Origin of the sequence: Helicobacter himalayensis (assembly GCF_001602095.1) — a bacterium.
Classification (GTDB): domain Bacteria; phylum Campylobacterota; class Campylobacteria; order Campylobacterales; family Helicobacteraceae; genus Helicobacter_F; species Helicobacter_F himalayensis.
In genome coordinates this window covers 381436-398635 of sequence record NZ_CP014991.1, presented here as the reverse complement: position 1 = coordinate 398635, position 17200 = coordinate 381436, and the positions used below count along the sequence as shown (strand labels likewise).

17 protein-coding genes are annotated in these 17200 nt (G+C 40.2%); 5 read left to right on the top strand and 12 right to left on the bottom strand.

From position 1 onward, the window contains the following. Window positions 1-42 precede the first annotated feature (42 nt). From A3217_RS01920 to A3217_RS01890, 7 genes are all read right to left on the bottom strand, one after another. Window positions 43-843 (bottom strand): undecaprenyl-diphosphate phosphatase, encoded by an 801-nt coding sequence (locus A3217_RS01920; protein WP_066387268.1) that lies wholly within the window; start codon window positions 841-843, stop codon window positions 43-45. Further along, on the bottom strand, window positions 844-1869 hold the full coding sequence (locus A3217_RS01915; RefSeq protein ID WP_231860262.1) for a L,D-transpeptidase Cds6 family protein: 1026 nt from the start codon (window positions 1867-1869) through the stop codon (window positions 844-846). It lies immediately after the preceding gene. A gap of 85 nt (window positions 1870-1954) precedes the next feature. Then, complete coding sequence (gene era / locus A3217_RS01910; protein WP_066387267.1) at window positions 1955-2896, bottom strand: GTPase Era; 942 nt, start codon at window positions 2894-2896, stop codon at window positions 1955-1957. 128 nt (window positions 2897-3024) lie between these two features. Further along, the gene (locus tag A3217_RS01905; protein ID WP_066387264.1) at window positions 3025-3798 is read right to left on the bottom strand and encodes a HugZ family heme oxygenase; all 774 of its coding nucleotides are present in this window, start codon (window positions 3796-3798) and stop codon (window positions 3025-3027) included. A 272-nt stretch (window positions 3799-4070) separates the two neighbouring features. Continuing rightward, window positions 4071-4460, bottom strand: coding sequence for a hypothetical protein (locus A3217_RS01900; protein ID WP_066387261.1), 390 nt, complete (start codon window positions 4458-4460; stop codon window positions 4071-4073). 62 nt (window positions 4461-4522) lie between these two features. Next, the gene (locus tag A3217_RS01895) at window positions 4523-5296 is read right to left on the bottom strand and encodes a HesA/MoeB/ThiF family protein (protein WP_066387259.1); all 774 of its coding nucleotides are present in this window, start codon (window positions 5294-5296) and stop codon (window positions 4523-4525) included. A gap of 100 nt (window positions 5297-5396) precedes the next feature. Continuing rightward, window positions 5397-6032: an MBL fold metallo-hydrolase gene (locus A3217_RS01890; RefSeq protein WP_066387254.1), complete on the bottom strand. Its 636-nt coding sequence runs from the start codon at window positions 6030-6032 to the stop codon at window positions 5397-5399. 113 nt (window positions 6033-6145) lie between these two features. Between A3217_RS01890 and A3217_RS01885 the strand changes: the two genes are divergently transcribed. From A3217_RS01885 to miaB, 4 genes are all read left to right on the top strand, one after another. Beyond that, on the top strand, window positions 6146-7363 hold the full coding sequence (locus A3217_RS01885; protein ID WP_231860261.1) for a hypothetical protein: 1218 nt from the start codon (window positions 6146-6148) through the stop codon (window positions 7361-7363). A gap of 117 nt (window positions 7364-7480) precedes the next feature. Then, window positions 7481-7975, top strand: a complete 495-nt coding sequence (locus A3217_RS01880; RefSeq protein ID WP_066387249.1) for a flavodoxin — start codon at window positions 7481-7483, stop codon at window positions 7973-7975. Window positions 7976-8040: 65 nt separating this feature from the next. Next, window positions 8041-8292 carry an HP0268 family nuclease gene (locus tag A3217_RS01875; protein WP_066387247.1) on the top strand — a complete coding sequence of 84 codons (252 nt, stop codon included), beginning with the start codon at window positions 8041-8043 and terminating at the stop codon, window positions 8290-8292. Between the two features lie 198 nt (window positions 8293-8490). Continuing rightward, entirely contained in the window at window positions 8491-9822 is a 1332-nt protein-coding gene (miaB, locus tag A3217_RS01870; RefSeq protein WP_082807946.1) for a tRNA (N6-isopentenyl adenosine(37)-C2)-methylthiotransferase MiaB, read from the top strand. Window positions 9823-9852: 30 nt separating this feature from the next. Here the strand turns inward: miaB and A3217_RS01865 are convergent, their stop codons facing one another. Next, complete coding sequence (locus A3217_RS01865) at window positions 9853-11301, bottom strand: CapA family protein (RefSeq protein ID WP_066387245.1); 1449 nt, start codon at window positions 11299-11301, stop codon at window positions 9853-9855. 399 nt (window positions 11302-11700) lie between these two features. Here A3217_RS01865 and A3217_RS01860 point away from each other — a divergent pair, with 399 nt between their 5' ends. Further along, window positions 11701-13722: a methyl-accepting chemotaxis protein gene (locus A3217_RS01860; RefSeq protein WP_066387242.1), complete on the top strand. Its 2022-nt coding sequence runs from the start codon at window positions 11701-11703 to the stop codon at window positions 13720-13722. A gap of 107 nt (window positions 13723-13829) precedes the next feature. Here A3217_RS01860 and luxS read toward each other — a convergent pair whose 3' ends face one another. The 4 genes from luxS to purM all read right to left on the bottom strand — a co-directional run bounded on the left by luxS (window position 13830) and on the right by purM (window position 17199). Further along, window positions 13830-14315, bottom strand: coding sequence for an S-ribosylhomocysteine lyase (gene luxS / locus A3217_RS01855; protein ID WP_066387240.1), 486 nt, complete (start codon window positions 14313-14315; stop codon window positions 13830-13832). A 71-nt stretch (window positions 14316-14386) separates the two neighbouring features. Further along, complete coding sequence (locus A3217_RS01850; RefSeq protein WP_066387238.1) at window positions 14387-15226, bottom strand: shikimate dehydrogenase; 840 nt, start codon at window positions 15224-15226, stop codon at window positions 14387-14389. 1 nt (window position 15227) lies between these two features. Continuing rightward, window positions 15228-16187, bottom strand: coding sequence for an SH3 domain-containing protein (locus A3217_RS01845; RefSeq protein WP_066387236.1), 960 nt, complete (start codon window positions 16185-16187; stop codon window positions 15228-15230). A gap of 10 nt (window positions 16188-16197) precedes the next feature. Continuing rightward, a complete protein-coding gene (purM, locus tag A3217_RS01840; RefSeq protein ID WP_066387234.1) occupies window positions 16198-17199 on the bottom strand; it encodes a phosphoribosylformylglycinamidine cyclo-ligase in 1002 nt (333 codons plus the stop codon). Between the last annotated feature and the right edge of the window lies 1 nt (window position 17200).

Below are 17200 nucleotides of genomic sequence, written 5' to 3'. Positions count from 1 at the left end.
AAATCTTCAGCAAAACTAAGAGAGCAAAAAAAAACCAAAAATTTAATTAAAAAGTTCAGAATGCGCATCTAACACCCCAAAAGTAAATAATGCCAAAAACAACGCGCCTATGAGGATTCTATAAATTCCAAAAGGGACATAGCTAAACTTTGATACAAAGAAAAGGAAAAATTTAATCGCACCAAGTGCCGAGACAAAAGCCACAGCTCCGCCAACAAGCATAATCACAAGATTAGCAGAATCTAAAATATGCAGATTCTTATACACATCATAGCCTGTGGCTGCAAACATCGTGGGCAAAGCTAAAAGGAAGGAAAACTCCGCTGCAACCCTGCGATTAAGCCCTAGCATTAGCCCACCGACAATAGTCGCTCCACTTCTTGAAGTCCCCGGAATCATTGCCAAGCACTGCGCAAGTCCGATAAAAAACGCCTGTTTAAAGCTAATTTGCGAAATTTCATTCACCGCGTATTCCTTGCCCTTATGCTTGTATTCAATCAATAAAAACACAATCCCGCCAAGAATAAGCATAATCGCCACGATATAGCCATCAAAAAGTGTCTTAATGTGCTTGTGCAAAAGCAACCCGCAAATGCCTGTGGGGACAAATCCAATAGCAAGCTTTATCCAAATATCAATGCCCTGCATCAAACGCCTATAAAGTAAAAACAGCACTGCCAAAATCGAGCCTAATTGCACAGCAATCTCAAAGGTTTTCAAAAAATCATCTTGCTTTAATCCAAGCACGCTTGAGACCAAAATCATATGTCCTGTCGATGAAATAGGGAAAAACTCCGTGAGTCCTTCAACCAAGCCTAAAATTATCGCGTCAAAAAAATTCATTTACTTCTCGCTTAAAATCTTCATTTCACCATTTTCAAGCCACACATACAAATCCTTGCGATGATTTGAGCTAAAGTTCAACTTACCATTGAAAAATGCCTTATAATCCTGCTGAAAGCTTAGGCGAAACATTGTTTTATTTTGCTCATTTGGGAAGGGAAAGATATCAATCGCGCTTAAATTAATTTGCTTTTGCTCATTTTTTGCAAACACACGCGCTTTGTATTCTGCAAACGCAGTGTAACGCATACCATTTTCTCGGATAAAATCTTGTTTGTCATAAAAGTTTAAATAGCTTTGCAAATCGCCATTTTTCCACGCCTCCTTCCAAGAAAAAAGCCCACTTAAAAGCTTTGCGATTTCTTGAATACTCACTTCTTGCAAAGCTCCTTCTGAGATAATCACCGCGCTATCCTTGTAATTAATCATCTTGTCGTAATTTTTCAGAATCTCATTGTCAATTGCGATGCAACCCTTTGTGTTTAGCTCCTCTCTATTCCCATCTAAGGGCAATCCGTGAATCCATATCCCGCTACCTGTTTTTTTGAGTGATTTATCATAAGTATTTGGGTAATTTGTCGCAAAAGCAAGCGGACCATAATAAGGTGGCAATCCGCTAAGGCGCGCGTTTAAATCATACGCTCCAATGGGCGTTGTTAAATCCCCCTCTAGCTTTTTATGTCCTTTACCTTTTGCCACAAGCGCGCTAGAGTTTCCAAGAGATTCAAAGCCATTTTGCGTGATTTTAAAAAGCTTTAAATCCGGCACTGCCTTATCTGAAACAAAAAGATATTTTGTATTTTCATAATAACCATAGCGCACATCTTTGCCCTCAAGCGCGCGTAGCCAATATTCTGGCGTGAGTAGGTAGCGCTCTAGCTCCTTTTGCACACTTGCAATACCTTGTGTTTGGTAGAGATTAATGAGATTAAATGTTTCTTGATTGAGTGGCTTGCGCGCCTCATCTGCGTAAGTCGTAGATAAAAAAGACAGACCAAAAAATAACGTTGCAATAAAAAATTTCAACTCTTACCCTCCATTTTGTGTATTCTTGTTTGTGCGTTTTGTATTGTTTCTTTTCTTTACACGCGCTTTGTATGATTCGCACATTTTATTTTGCGTATAAACTCATATCATAGCCCACTTTTTTAAGCTTGCCCACTTCCTTGCTCCACGCCTTATCCACGACAACTTCAAGACGTAAAAATACCTTTTTTTGCAAAAGAGATTCTATCTTTTGGCGCGCGCAAATGCCTATACGCTTGATTGTCTTGCCATTTTCTCCGATGATTAAGGCTTTTTGGCTGTTTTTGAGGGTCAGTATTTTAGCATAAATTCGCTCAACTTCACCTTCTTTATAGCTTTCCACCAACACATCACTTTCATAAGGCACTTCATCACTAAGATTTTCAAACAAACTCTCTCTTATAAGCTCCTTTACAATCTCGCGTGTTTGCGAGATTGTCGCAATATCTTCATCATACAAAAACGGGCTTTGTGGCAAATAGCGCGCAAGTATGTCAAGTAAGATTTGAGGTTTGAAACCCTTTTTGATACTTAGCGGAATAAGCGCAAGATAGCGCGCGCTTAAAGATTCGTATTGCATAATTTTTTCTAAGAGCTCTTTTTGGCTTAGCATATCGCATTTGGTTAAAAGCAAAATATGCGCGGAATTAAACTTAGAATCTTGGGTTTTTTTGGAATCCAAAAGCGCGAGGAATTCCTCATAATACTTGATAGAATCGCCTGCAGGTGCGAGATAAAGCTTCAAATCACAATCACTAAGCGCGCGCAGGGCTTCATTGAGCATAAATTTATTTAAAAGCTTTTCTTGATGGTGGATTCCGGGCGTGTCGGTGAAAATGATTTGCGCGTTATACGCACCTTGAGAATCTTCCCCAGAATGCGTGATGATGATAAGCTGCTGCTTGCGCGTGGCGTTTGCCTTACTTGAGACAAGCGCGAGATTTTGCCCACTTAGGGCATTAAGAAGGCTTGATTTTCCAGCATTTGGACGCCCCAAAACCGCTACAAATCCACAACGCGTTTGCATAAATTGTATTCCTTTTGTATCACCTGTGCAAAAAAAATAAGCTTGGCATTTTAGCATTTTTATTTTGATAAGGCTTATAGATTCTCTTGCTTTAAGTTGGCGTATTTCAAAGAAAAAAAGAGAATCTGCTATTTCCCAAAATCGTGTGGATTCCCATTTGTGCCGACATAGGCGACTTCGCCATTTGCTTTAATATCGTAAGCCTGTCCAAATCCTTTGACAAAACGCCCGTCTAAAAGTTGCAATTCCACAAGGCTAAAATCAAGCATTTTTTTAATCTGCTTCACGCCACCATGTCCGCCCATAGAGTTTTCTAATACGCTAAATGCTTGCTCAAATTCCTCGCTCTCACGTTCTATAAAACGCGCATTGACAGAGTAGCGCAATCTTTTGCGCAAAATCACAGATTTCGCCTTGCATTCATCTTCTAAGAAAAGCATCTCGATATTGTTTGGATTTGCCTTAATGCTATGGTAATGATCCGCCACGCTGCTAATATAAACATAACAACGCTCATTGTGCTGGATAAGTGGCGCATATGAGCTAATCACCTTGCCCTGCTCGCTAAGTGTCGCCAAAATCACCGAGCCAAAGCCTTTTTTAAACTCTTCAATCTCTTTCTTTACGCTCCCTACTTGCGTGTCTGTGCCTTCTTCAGAATCTATCCCTGCACGCTTGCAAAGAGCGATGATTTCACTTTGAATCTGATCTGAGGTTACCACCTGTGGAAAATCCACGCGCAAGGTCTTTGTGCCATTATAAGCAATATCTAGCCCTGCTGTATCTATACCTATTAAAGTGGCTTCTTGCACATCGCTTGTGCCACTAAATTTTTTCACAACCTTAATAAGTGAAGATGTGTGATGCTCATTCATATGCCCAATAATAAAATTCTTATCCATAATAATTCCTTGAAAAATTGATTTTTAGAAGTCTAACCTCCCTTTCTAAACCACAACAAACACAAAAAAAGGGAGGTATTCAACAACAAATAAGGAAGGAAAAAGATGCTTGTCAGCCCAAACCCACCCAACCTAAGATTCTGTTTGATAAAAATCTTACGCTTCTAGCATCTCAAAGTGATGGTTTATTAAAAGAATTTTTTTTAGATATCTTTTAAAAAAGTGAGAGAATTGTAAGCAAAGTTTCCTTAAAGTTAAATTAATAACAATTCCTATTTTATAATTTCTAACCCATTGCTAAAATTTTCAAAATTGCGTCTATCAAAAATACTTTTTACACCATCGAAATTTGGCTTGAAAATGGAATTTGAAAGCCCTATATGGCAATTCATACAATCATCAATCACCTTGTGTGCTTTCCTTAGCTCTGGCAGGCGGATTTTCTCCACATCGTGGCAGGCAAAGCAGTCCTGCCCACAACCGCCCATATTAATATTTGCCATTTTTTTCTCTGTGTGGCAGGTTTTGCATTCAGTCATAGATTTATGTCGCATATCATTCTTAAAATCAAGCTTAGAATGGCAGCTCACACAATCCCCAGAACAACTCGCCCAAAGATATTGCACAGCACATACAAACATCGCAAACACAAACTTTTTCATTTCTCCATCCACTATTATTTAAGTTATCTACTTCTTAAATTTGCCCAGCTTCTTAAATTTACCTATTTGCACCTAGCATTTTGCCCGCACGCAGGACAATTGGGATCTTTATGTGTGGCGATTTTTGTAATGCTTAGTTTTTGAGAATCTACAAGCGCGATGGTGTTAAGTAGCATATGTTCATTAAAATCCTTAGAATCCTTATGCAAAAAATACTTTATCACTTCGCCGGCTTGTATCGAACCCAAAATCCCCGTGCTAAAGCCAGAGACACCACTTCTAAAACGCCCGTGCAATTCTTGTTGTGGGATTTTTCCAAAAGTGCAAGCAAAGCACGCAGATTGTGGTATAAAGCTTAGCGCCTGTCCCAAATACTCAAAATAACTCGCACTGCTAAAGGGCTTTTTTAGCACCACGCAGGCTTGATTAATGATAAAAGCAGTTTTAAAATCATTGCTTGCATCGACAATAAATTCATAGTTTTTCATCAAAGCCAGCGCATTTTTCAAGCCAAAAACTTCAAAATAACCCTCAATCTTTGTATTTGGGCTCATTTTTTCTAATCGCTCTTGCGCACAACGCACTTTTGGGCGATTGAGGTAAGGCATTTCATATAATATTTGATGTTGTAAATCGTCCATATCAATGGTGTCAAAATCAACCAATCCAATACGCCCAACACCCACTGCACTCAAATATGTGCTTACCACCGAACCTATCGCACCAATACCCACAATAAGCACACTCGCATTGAGTAATTTTGCCTGTCCCTCCTCACCAACATCAGGAAGTGAAATCCCGCGTGAGTGACGCTTTTTTTGCTTATCATCTAGCATAAAAACTCCTTAGATCCAGCATCTTTTGATTGGTTTAAAATCTCGTACTTATAATGTTGATTAGAATCTTTAGAATCTAGCATTTTAAAACCTCAAAATTTCATAATCGCGTAAGCCAAAATTTGCTATTTTTCTGCTCATCACTTATGAGCGTGCTTTGCCCGTGTCCGGGGTATGCAATAAGACTAGAAAGAATATCCAGCCCTTGAAAGCGCAAAAGCGATTCGCGCATATCCGCAGCATTTGAATACGCAAAATCACTGCGCCCAATACTACGATAAAAAATAAAATCCCCGCTAAACACACTTCCGCCAATCTCTATCATACAACAGCCCGGCGTGTGTCCGGGGAAGTGATGAAAAGTCGCATAAATTTCTGGAGCGCCATTGTGGCTAGATTCTGCAAGCAAAATTGTTTGAGAATCTTTATAAACACTAACGACCCTATCGGGCTCACTTAGCGGGAGGTTGAGCCCAAAAATGTCTTTTTGAAGTAAAAACGAATCTAGCTCGTGGCAAATCAATGGCGCATTTGGATAAAGCTTTTTAAGCGCGCTATTATCCCACACATGGTCAAAATGCCCGTGTGTGTTAAGAATAGCTAGGATATTTTGACATTCACGCATCACCCACGCGCTCGCGCCTTCGCCCGGGTCGATAATCACCTCGCCTTGCGAAAATTTGAGAATATAACAATTTGTTTCACAACGCCCAAAAGCTCGGCAAAGAATCTGCAATTTTTTAACCCTTATATTCCTTTAAAATGAAGTGGCAATTCTACTTTAAAATTGATTGCAAATGCTTAAAACTTGCTAGAATCTCACCAAATCTTAAAAATAAAAGTGGAATATTGAAAAGAATAAATATTGTATTTTTACTGATGCTTTGCGCGTTTGCATCGTGTTTGCACGCGCAAGATTCTTTGCAAAAAGATTCTTTACGAAATGAAAAAATATTTCTCTCCAGCACTCTGCAAGGCGCAAAAGAGGAATTTTTAGGTGGAAAGAAAATCTACACCGCCTTTAAAGGGCAGCAAATAGTCTATCGCGTGCGTTTAGAGATTGCAAAGGATTTTTTTGAATCTATCCACACCTTGCATATTTCGCGCTTTTGGCTTGAGTTTGCTAAAGTGTATGAGGTAGAGCGCATTGAGGGCGAACCACAGGAAAATATTGTCTATGAGGTAAGCCATGTTTTTTATCCCACGCAAAGCGGGAATTTTGAGATTGAGCCTTTGAGCGTTGATTTAGTATCAATTGAGGTTTTAGAAAATTCTAGCAATGAGGAACAAGAGCTTTTTGGCAATGGAAAAGATACATCTAAAATGCGTAAAACCACGCTTTTAACACCACGATTTACCCTTAAAGTGCAAGATTCTGAAAATCCCGCGCTTTTGTATGGAGAGAGCAAGCTTGAAGCGTTTTTACAAGAGGATTCTTATCAGACAAGCACAATTAACACAGAGAGAGAATCCACAACACCAACCACTTATAAAGTCGTGCTAGAAAGCTATGGTGATGTGTTTGAGCTAGATTTTTCGCTTACTATCCCAAATGTAAGCATTTATGCTGGGACGCTAGAACTGCACTCTGTGCGAAAAGAAAATGGCTTGTATTGGCATACTTTGAGCAAGGAATTTAGCATTTTGGCAAAAGATTCTTATGAGATTCCTAGCTTTAGTGCGGAATATGAGGAATATAATACGCGCTATTTACTTACCACCGCACCTTTTGCGGTGCATATTAAGCAAGATTTAGCGCGAACTCATACACCCAAAAAAGCGCAAAATTTGCTCCCATTTACATTCCTTGCGCTTATTCTTTTTATGGTATTTCTTATCTTTATGCGTAAAAAGCATTTTTTAGGAGAATCTATCTTGCGCGCGCACTCTTATAAGGAGCTTTTAGAAATTTTGCTTGCGCATAAATACAAAAATAAAGATTCCCAAAATGCATCAATCCAACGCTTTATCGCTCTTATAGAGGAAAAAATCTACCAAAATAAAAGCACACATTATGATAAAAAAACCCTCTTAAAAGAGGCAAAAAAAATTCTCAAAACACACTAAATGCACCCTTTAAGCGCATTTTTATGCAAATTTTTCTTCCCATTATCTAAAAAGTTATAAAATGCACGCTCTTTTTTACTTCAAACAAAAAAAAGAATATCTCACAAGGAGTTTTCAATGAGCATTGGTATTTTTTATGGAAGCGATTCTTCAAATACGCAAAGTATTTGCGAAAAAGTAGCAAAGGAGCTAGGCGCAGACGCAAAGCTTTTTGATGTGGCAAAGGCTTCAAAAGAAGATTTACTAGGATTTACAAACCTTATTCTTGCAACGCCTACTTATGGCGCGGGCGATTTGCAAGATGACTGGGAGAGCTATCTTGGGCTTTTTAGTGAAGGTGATTTTGAAGGCAAGGTTGTAGCACTTATTGGTGTTGGCGATCAAGATACTTATGCAGATACTTATTGCGATGCTTTGTTTTTCCTTTATGAAAAAGCGCAAAAAGCAACAATCATCGGACAAACTGCAAACGAAGGCTATGATTTTGATGAATCTAAGGCACTTGTTGATGGCAAACTTATCGGATTGCTTCTTGATGAGGACAACCAAAGCGATTTAACAGATGAGAGAATTTCAAAATGGGTAGGGCAAATTAAAGGGCAATTTAAATAAACCTTCCAAAAAAGTGGCTTAATTTCTAAGCTGCTTTTTTCCCACACAAGCTTTAAGGAGAATTTATGGAGCTAAAAATCGCAAGGACTGATTTAACTAGCAAAAAGAAAGTCGAAGCAAAAATAAGCCTTGATGAAATCATAAAAAAAGTGCAAGAGCAAAACGAGCACGCTTTTTATTTTGATGGCACAAACTCGCACAAAGATATGCAAAAAGCAAAGGCAAGTCTTGAAAAAAGTGGCTTCCGCGTGCAACTCAACGAAGTGCGCTATGGCTTAGATGAAAATAACTATATTTATGAATTGTATGTGGTGTAGATTTTTCTTTATCAATCCACATTTTTTTAAAACTTTATGACTTCCAAAACACCCGCACAACAAAAAATCCAAGATCCTCATCAATCAAACAGCGTTGCAGAATCTACAAATCTCAATGACCAAAAAATCTCAAACATGAGCGCGCAAGATTCGCACAATGAAACTAAAGCGGAGACAAGCGGGGGTTGCTATGAGACAATGAAAAGAAAAGTCTATATTCAAACACTTGGCTGCGCTATGAATGAGCGGGATTCTGAACATTTGCTTGCTGAACTTGAATATAAAGAGGGCTACACGCTTACACAAAATCCAAAGGAAGCGGATTTGATTCTCATCAATACTTGCTCGGTGCGCGAAAAACCCGAACGCAAGCTTTTTAGCGAAATCGGGCAGTTTGCGCGTGAAAAAAAGCAAGGTGCAAAAATCGGAGTCTGTGGTTGCACCGCGAGCGCGCTAGGAGAGCAAATCATCAAAAAAGCGCCGAACGTGGATTTTGTGCTTGGCGCGCGCAATACTTCCAAAATCACGCAAGTGCTTCACAGCCCAAAAGCCGTGGAAGTGGATATTAACTATGATGATAGCCGCTATGTCTTTGCCTCACCGCAAAATATGGGAATTAAAGCGCTTTTAAATATCTCAATTGGTTGCGATAAGCTTTGTAGCTATTGCATTGTGCCTTTTACGCGGGGCAAAGAGATTTCAATCCCACAGGATTTGCTTTTAAGCGAGGCGCGCAAATTAGCACAAAATGGCGTCAAAGAGCTTTTATTGCTTGGGCAAAATGTCAATAATTACGGGGTGCGCTTTTCAAGCCCGCACCCAAAGACAAATTTTACGCAACTTTTACGCGCACTAAGCGAGATTGAAGGCATTAAAAGAATCCGCTTTACCTCTCCGCACCCACTGCATATGAATGACGCGTTTTTGGAGGAATTTGCGAATAATGAAAAAATCTGCAAATCAATCCATATCCCATTGCAAAGTGGCTCAAGCAAGATTCTCAAAGCTATGAAGCGCGGATATAGCAAGGAATGGTATTTGGAGAGAATCGCGCGATTAAGAGAGTTTCTCCACAAGGCTGGGCAGGAATATGTGGGGATAGGCACAGATATTATCGTGGGATTTCCGGGAGAAAGCGAGGAGGATTTCGCCGATACACTTGATGTGGTGGAAAAAGTGGGCTTTGATACCTTGTATAGCTTTGTGTATTCCCCGCGCCCAAACACGACCGCTTACTCTATTGAATCTAGCAGGCTTGTGGATTCTCACATTGCCAAAGAGCGCCTAGCGCGCTTGCAAAATCTTCACAAGTCAATGCTTGCAAAACGCGCTAAAAATGAAATTGGCAGGGTGTATGAAGTGCTTATTGAAAACTACCGCGATGATGAGGCGCAGTGCTGGAGTGAAGGTAGAAGCGGGAATAATCGCCTCGTAAAAATCTTAGGCAAAAAATGCGCGATTGGCACTTTCGCCCACGCTCGTATCACACGCGCGCAAGGTGGCTCGCTGTATGGGGAATTGCTAAGTTAATTTAAAATACACAAAGTGCGTCAAAACACATTAGCGCGTTTTTTGTGGCATTTTGGCGGTGCTATATTCCTCAACCCTCTTTAGCACCCTTTCGTATTCTCCGCTATTTTTTTCGTAGATTCTGGGACTATAATCATTGTAGATATTTTGACTAGAAATATTTGCAGGAATTATGCTGTGTTTTAACACCACACCAGAATCTCCCCAAAAATCCACGCTCGCAATTGAGTGGATAAACGCGCCCATTCCATCAATTGGTATCGTCTCAGCGGGAGTGAATCCCGCTTCACCTCCGCCTCGCTTACGCTCGCGCTCATATTCTGTATTTTTTGGTTGATTGGATTTTTGGATTCTATCATGCTGGCTTGTTATTTGAGAATCTATTCCTCCTATTCCATCAATTGTATCCTCTCGTGCAGTCAAATCGCACTCCACCTCAGCTCTAGCTTCGTTACACTTCGCTTGCGCACGCATATTCGGCATTTTTTGGCTGATAAGTTTCACAGATTCTGCACTCTCATTTCTATTGCCAACAATTTTTGCATAAACGTTTTTTGCGTCATTTAGATTCTCATAAAACGCAAACTCCACCCTATAAATCATCGTGTCTTTATCTTTTGGATTTTTCGCCCCGCCGTAGATAAAATTCCCCAAACTATACACGATTTTTTTACCCTTATATTCCTCGATTCCCTGCAAAACATGCGGGTGATGCCCGATAATCAAATCCGCGCCATTATCAATGGCAAAATGCGCAATCTCGCGTTGCAAGCTATTTGCAATATGCTCGCGCTCTTCACCCCAATGGAAGCTAAAAATCACCACCTCAGCACCATTTTCGCGCAAACGCGCAATCTCATCTTTCACGCGCGCTTTTATATCCCTGCTCCACCCGCGATGCCCACCAAAGCCAAACTTCTTGCCCTTAATCTCGCGGATATCCAAAAACCCTTCACCAAAATAAGAAATCCCCGCATTTTGCAAAATCTCTCTTGTGTCCTTAAAGCCCTGTGCGCCATAATCGCGTGTGTGATTATTAGCAATATTCACAGATTCTATGCTCGCAGTCTTTAAAATATTTGTATAAACACTTTTACCCTTAAAGCTGAAAGGCTTTACAAAGGCATTTTGCAGCTCTTTATCACTTAGCACACCTTCTAAATTTGCCACACTCAAATCATCTTCGCTTAGCACCGCAACAACACCCTTGCTAAAGTAGGCATAATCGCCCTCCACTTCTTTAAACTTCGCGTTAAAAGTCGCGCCGCTCGCACCTTTATAATCCCCCAGCACACAATCACCCACAAAGCTTATTTTGACAATTATCGGTGCTTGCGAGACTACAGATTCTGCTTGAAATTCTCCTTTTGCTTGTGGAATGTGAGTTTGAGAACAGCCAAGAAACAGCCACGCACTTGCACTTGCAAATCCACAAAAAACAACCACACGCAAAATATGCCAAACTTTCTTAAAATACATTCATTCCCCCAGTCCATAATTTCACAAAGCCCCAAAGCTCCCTAACTCGCACCTAAAAGCCATAAATCCTTAAAAATCCTATCACGCTCCGCTCAATATTTTCAAAGCTATTTGCAAGCTTTCAAGCAAGCGCCAAAATTTAAGAAGGTGGATTTAATCATAAAAAGGCTTTAAGGACAATAATCTGCTTTTTTTTGTGGGAGGATTTTCAAAAAAAATAAATGAGTGGATTCTATACATTTAAATGCGAAAGTGTTACTTTTTTGTAAAGTTGCATACTTTATTTTACATGAATCTAATAGCTCTTTTTTTTTTTTTTGTTAAAATCATTGAAATGCTTTGTGATAAATCTACAAATTTAATCATCTAAGCAATCTTCTAAAACAAAAGGAGAAAACTATGAAGCTTTCACTTCGCGCAAAACTCACCATCTCCACACTTGGCGTTGTTTTCTTTATTTTAGCAATTGTGAGTGTGATAAATTACCGCTCTAGTGTCTCCACGATAAATTCTCTCTATAATGCTTTGCAAGAAAAGATGTTGATTTCATCTTTTAGTGTTGTGGAAGACACCATAGAAAGGACAAAGCAAAGTCTAGAATATTTGGCGCAAGAATTAGGCACGCTAGATTTAGATTCTGAACAAAATATCAGACAAGTGCGCGCACTTTTAGATTCTATCGCGCAGGCGCATAAATATAAAAATGTCTTTGTGGGTTATGAAAATGGTGATTTTGTGATTGTTTCACAAGATGAAAGCATAAGCGCGAAAAAAGGTAGTTTTGATACTTTAGAAGATATGAAAAATCAACAATGGTATAAAAATGCCTTAAATCAAAAAGGTTTTGTCGTGCTTAATCCCTATATCCCACGCGATGGGAATATCGACTCTACACGCAAATTCTCACTTGATAAAAACGGCAAATCACTTGCAGTAGTTGCAATGCCTATCACCAAAAATAACCAAATCATTGGCGTGGTGGGATTAAGCTTCTCCTATGAGAGCATGCAGGAGCATTTTGGGATTTTTAGGCTCGAACAGCTACCGAGTTTGACAATTTTTATCGCGGATTCTCAATATGCTATTTTCTCGCACGATGATTATAAGGTTGTCTTAGCTGCACCCGGCGAGCAACCAGTAGAACAGGCATTAGAAGAAGAGGCAGGGAATAAAGATTCTGGAATAATACATTACATGCATGGCACAATAGAAAAAGTCGCAAGGTTTAAAAAGCTAAAATCCGGCTGGATAGTGCTTGTGTCAGCTAGCACGAGTGATTTTACAGACGCGATACAAAAAGAATTTATCGCGAGTATGCTTATTGCGCTAGCACTTTTAGCACTTGGCTTTGTAGTGTTGTATTTTCTCATCTCATATTTCCTTAAGCCTATAAATCTCATTAGGCAGGGACTTGATAAGTTTTTTGCATATATTAACTATGAAAGCAAGCAGGCAAATTTATTGGAAGTAAAAAGTGGCGATGAGTTTGAATATATGGCACAAGCACTCAATCAAAACATTAAGCGCACACAAGAATCTTTGCAAAAAGACACAGAGCTTGTCACCCAAACTTTAGAAATCGTGCAAAAAGCAAATAATGGCATTGTGCAAGATACCATCACACTAGAATCTCAAAATCCCCAACTTATGGAACTACGCAATGGACTAAATCATTTTATTGAGGCGATAAAAAAACGTATAGGAAGCGATTTTAACGAGCTTAAAAAAGTTCTAGATTCTTATGCAGAGCTTGATTTTTGCATAGATATGAAAAACGCAAATGGACATGTGGAAGTAGTTACACAAACACTAGGTGAGGAAATCCGCACGATGTTAAATTCTAGCGCGCGTTTTGCAAATATGCTAGATGAGCAAAGCAAACATTTAGAATCTGCTGTGGCAAATCTCACCAAATCTAGCCATTCTCAAGCAAGTAGCTTGGAGCAAACCGCAAGCGCGATAGAAGAGATAAATTCATCAATGCAAAATGTCAATGAGCAAACAAATGAGGCAAGCAGACAAGCAGAAGACATAACAAATATCGTAAATATCATCAAAGACATTGCAGACCAAACAAACTTGCTAGCTTTAAATGCCGCGATTGAAGCAGCGCGCGCAGGTGAGCACGGCAGGGGCTTTGCAGTGGTGGCTGATGAGGTAAGAAAGCTTGCCGAACGCACGCAAAAGTCTTTGAGCGAGATTGAAGCAAATGTCAATATGCTGGTGCAAAGTATCAGCGAAATGACAGATTCTATCCAAGAGCAAACCGATGGTATCACGCAGATAAATGAGTCAATTGTGCAACTAGAAAATATCGCTAATGAAAATGTGGAAGTGGCAAACACGACAAATGAGATTATGCTCAAAGTCAATAATATCGCTAAAGATATTCTTGAAGATGTGCATAAAAAGAAATTTTAAGCTATATTCTTTTTAAGGTCATCGCGTTTTTAAGAAACCCTCGCGGACAAGATTCCATAAAAGCGGGGATTGTGCTTTTATGGAATTGAAGTCGATAAACTTAGAGCTTAAATATCTTTTAAAAGCAATTTTTGCGTATCCATAATGCCAATACCTTTATCAAGCACTTCGCGCGCGATGTCTTGGGCTTCAGCGAGCGAGTGCATTGCATAAGTGCCACATTGAAATTTATTTGCTTCAGGGATTTGGCTCACTTTCAAAATATCTTTCATACTATTTTCCCACGCCTCGCGCACTTTATCGTCACTTGGCGCACCGATAACACTCATATAAAATCCCGTCCTGCAACCCATTGGTGAAATATCAATAATCTCGACATTTGACGTGTTTAAATGCTCGCGCATAAAGCCTGCAAACAAATGTTCCAATGTGTGGATTCCCTTTTCGCTCAAAATCTCTTTATTTGGCACACAAAAGCGCAAATCAAACACGCTAATTTTATCGCCCTTTGGCGTCTGCATAGTCTTTGCAAGCCTCACAGCAGGTGCTGGCATAATGGTGTGATCGACTTTGAAACTATCAAGCAATGGCATTTTTTCTCCTTACATTATTAAAAAATAGGCGCGCATTTTAGCAGTTTTTGTTGCAATATGGGCTTAAAACTTTAGATTCCAAGCGCATTCATAATACTAAGCGCGTCTTCAAACGCACATTGCTTGAAAGTAAAAAGCTCGTTGCTTAGGGCTGCTTGATTGATAAGCATTTGCGTGCCATCTTGCGTGTGAAGCCCCAAACTTTTTGCAAGCGAGAGAAAGGGCGTAGGCGCGCCATACACGAGGTCAAAGGCAAAATGTGCGCGGGAGAGAATCCGAGTAAGAAGTTCTAAATCTAGCGGAAGTGTATCACTTGATTGCATACTTTTTAGTCCTGCTGGCGTGGTGTTTATAACAATATCAAAACATTTGGATTCTAAGATGGAGAGATTTTTTAACTCAGGGCTAAAGCATACAAAGTCGCTAAAAGCACTTAGTCGCGCACTTGAGCGGTTATAGATACTTGTCTCTATGCCTTGAGCGCGCAAAATACTCGCGCACGCCTTCGCCGAGCCACCAGCGCCCAAGATAAGCGCAGACTTCACGCCAAAGCGCTCAATACACATAAAAAAGCCTTCTGCATCGGTGTTATAGCCGATGATTTTTTCACCCTCTAAAATCCAAGTATTCACCGCGCCAATCTCTTTTGCAATACCTCGCACACAATCAGCCTCCCTAAATGCGGATTCTTTAAAAGGAATGGTGATATTCGCGCCACTTAAACCAAGCTCTTTAAAGCTCCTATAAAGGCTTGGTACGTTTTTAAAATCCTGCGCGCTTGCACTCAAAGCAGAATCTAAGCACGCACGCCCATAAAAGCAATCAAGCCTTTTTTGCAAAAATACTGCATTATGCAAAAGCGGGGATTTGGAATGTGAGATAGGATTCCCAAAAACACAAAACTGACGCAAACTACTGCACCTCTTTTAGCAAGCGCAAAGCAATGTAGCCCTCACTCCCAGAGTTTAGCAAAACATGCGCCCAAGCGACATCATCGATAGTGAGCGTTTCTAAAACGCGCACTTTTTTGCCAGATTCAATAGAAGCAATCACTGCAGAATCTACACTCGTGTGCGCGCGGACATTTGCCCTGTGTGCGATAACCTCATAAAGACTAAAGTCGCGTTCCTGCACATTTGAGTGCAAGGAATCTTGTGTGTGATGAGGATTTGCTAAAGACGCATTTTGCGCGTGCTGTGGTAAATCCTTTTCCTCCACTATCTTTGCCAAATACGCTACGACATAGCCATTTTGTGCGTTATTAAGCTTGATTTCAAGCCAATCATTGTGATTTTTGACAAGTTCATAGCCTTCATTAAACTGCGCTCTTTTCACAATCGCGCTTTGCGTATCAGGCTGTGCGCGAACATTGACGCTTTTTGCAGTGATGAGCGCATAAGTGGTGGTTTGTGGTGTGGTTGGAGCTAGTTTCTCAGTGTTTAAATTTTGGCTTGAATCTTGTATGCGCGCGCTTTGTGCGATGACTTGATTTTGCAAAGTCTGGGCTTGCGAAGAATCTTGCAAAATAGCAAAATCTTGTGCTTGTGTGGTGGCAACTTGTGGTGGGAGCAAAGTTTGAGTGTTTTCTAAATTTTCTAATATTTGAATTTGTGGTATTTGATTTTCTGACTCCTGCGTAGTTTGCGCTATGGCTGGGGTTGTGCTTTGTGGCTCATCTTGCGCTTTTGCATAGAGAATCTCTACTTCTTGTTTTGGTGAGTGCTTTTGTGGCGTATCTTGCGCGATAAATTGAACGTTGTTATCAATATCCCTATCCTTCAGTCCAAGAAATACAAAATAATACAAGCAAATGCCAACAATTACGATAAGTGTAGGGATTGAGTAAAGCTTAACAAGCGATTTTAATGGCAATAAAGCTCCCTTAGATAATTTCCACGCCTTGCACGTGTTCCAAATGCCCGATGAGATAGCCACCGCTTTGGGCTAGCACATTTTCACATTCTTTTTCACCAACAGCAAGAATCATTCCAACACCCATATTGAAAGTGCGATAGCATTCCTTTTCATCAACATGCTCTCTTAAAAGCTCAAAAATCCCATGTGAGCGGATAACGCTTTTTTTAATCCTCGCGCCAAGATGCGGAGGCAAAATACGCGGGAGATTTTCCACAATGCCACCACCTGTGATATGTGCGAGGGCTTTAATGCGCGATTTATTTTGCTTAAAAATATCTACATAAATTTTTGTCGGCTCTAAAAGCGTTTGGATTAGCGCTCTGCCCTCAAATTCAGAATCTAAGCGCAATTGCAACTTTTCAAAAAGCACTTTGCGCGCGAGTGAGAAGCCATTAGAATGCAAGCCACTTGAAGGCAAGGCGATGAGACAATCTCCAGATTCTAACAAATGTGCCCTCTCTAGTTCGCTTTTTTCAGCAATCCCCACCGCAAAGCCCGCTAAATCAAAATCCCCAGCCTTATACATTCCGGGCATCTCCGCACTCTCTCCGCCAATGAGTGCGCACCCAGCGATTTTACAGCCTTTCACAACGCCAGAAATAACCTCCAGTGCGCTTTTTTTATCAAGCTTCCCCGTGGCGTAATAATCAAGAAAAAAAAGTGGCGTGGCAAAATTACAAATGAGGTCATTCACGCACATTGCGACTAAGTCAATCCCCACACTATCAAAACATTTAGATTCAATCGCAAGGGCAAGCTTCGTTCCTACGCCATCAGTCGCGCCCAATATCACAGGCTCTTTAAACCCGCTAGGTAACGCATATGCACCTGCAAATGAGCCGATTCCACCTATGACATTTTTATCAAAAGTGCTTGCCACGAGCGGTTTAAGCCCATCAACTAGCGCATTTCCCTCATCAATATCTACACCAGAATCTTTATAGCTGATTTTATTTTGCACAAGCATT

Bases quoted from the DNA above. Each gene is read 5' to 3' on its own strand.
- A3217_RS01865 (WP_066387245.1), bottom strand. From the start codon at position 11,301: ATGTATTTTAAGAAAGTTTGGCATATTTTGCGTGTGGTTGTTTTTTGT.
- era (WP_066387267.1), bottom strand. From the start codon at position 2,896: ATGCAAACGCGTTGTGGATTTGTAGCGGTTTTGGGGCGTCCAAATGCT.
- purM (WP_066387234.1), bottom strand. From the start codon at position 17,199: ATGCTTGTGCAAAATAAAATCAGCTATAAAGATTCTGGTGTAGATATT.
- A3217_RS01905 (WP_066387264.1), bottom strand. From the start codon at position 3,798: ATGGATAAGAATTTTATTATTGGGCATATGAATGAGCATCACACATCT.
- luxS (WP_066387240.1), bottom strand. From the start codon at position 14,315: ATGCCATTGCTTGATAGTTTCAAAGTCGATCACACCATTATGCCAGCA.
- A3217_RS01860 (WP_066387242.1), top strand. From the start codon at position 11,701: ATGAAGCTTTCACTTCGCGCAAAACTCACCATCTCCACACTTGGCGTT.
- miaB (WP_082807946.1), top strand. From the start codon at position 8,491: ATGAAAAGAAAAGTCTATATTCAAACACTTGGCTGCGCTATGAATGAG.
- A3217_RS01880 (WP_066387249.1), top strand. From the start codon at position 7,481: ATGAGCATTGGTATTTTTTATGGAAGCGATTCTTCAAATACGCAAAGT.
- A3217_RS01895 (WP_066387259.1), bottom strand. From the start codon at position 5,296: ATGCTAGATGATAAGCAAAAAAAGCGTCACTCACGCGGGATTTCACTT.
- A3217_RS01920 (WP_066387268.1), bottom strand. From the start codon at position 843: ATGAATTTTTTTGACGCGATAATTTTAGGCTTGGTTGAAGGACTCACG.
- A3217_RS01900 (WP_066387261.1), bottom strand. From the start codon at position 4,460: ATGAAAAAGTTTGTGTTTGCGATGTTTGTATGTGCTGTGCAATATCTT.
- A3217_RS01875 (WP_066387247.1), top strand. From the start codon at position 8,041: ATGGAGCTAAAAATCGCAAGGACTGATTTAACTAGCAAAAAGAAAGTC.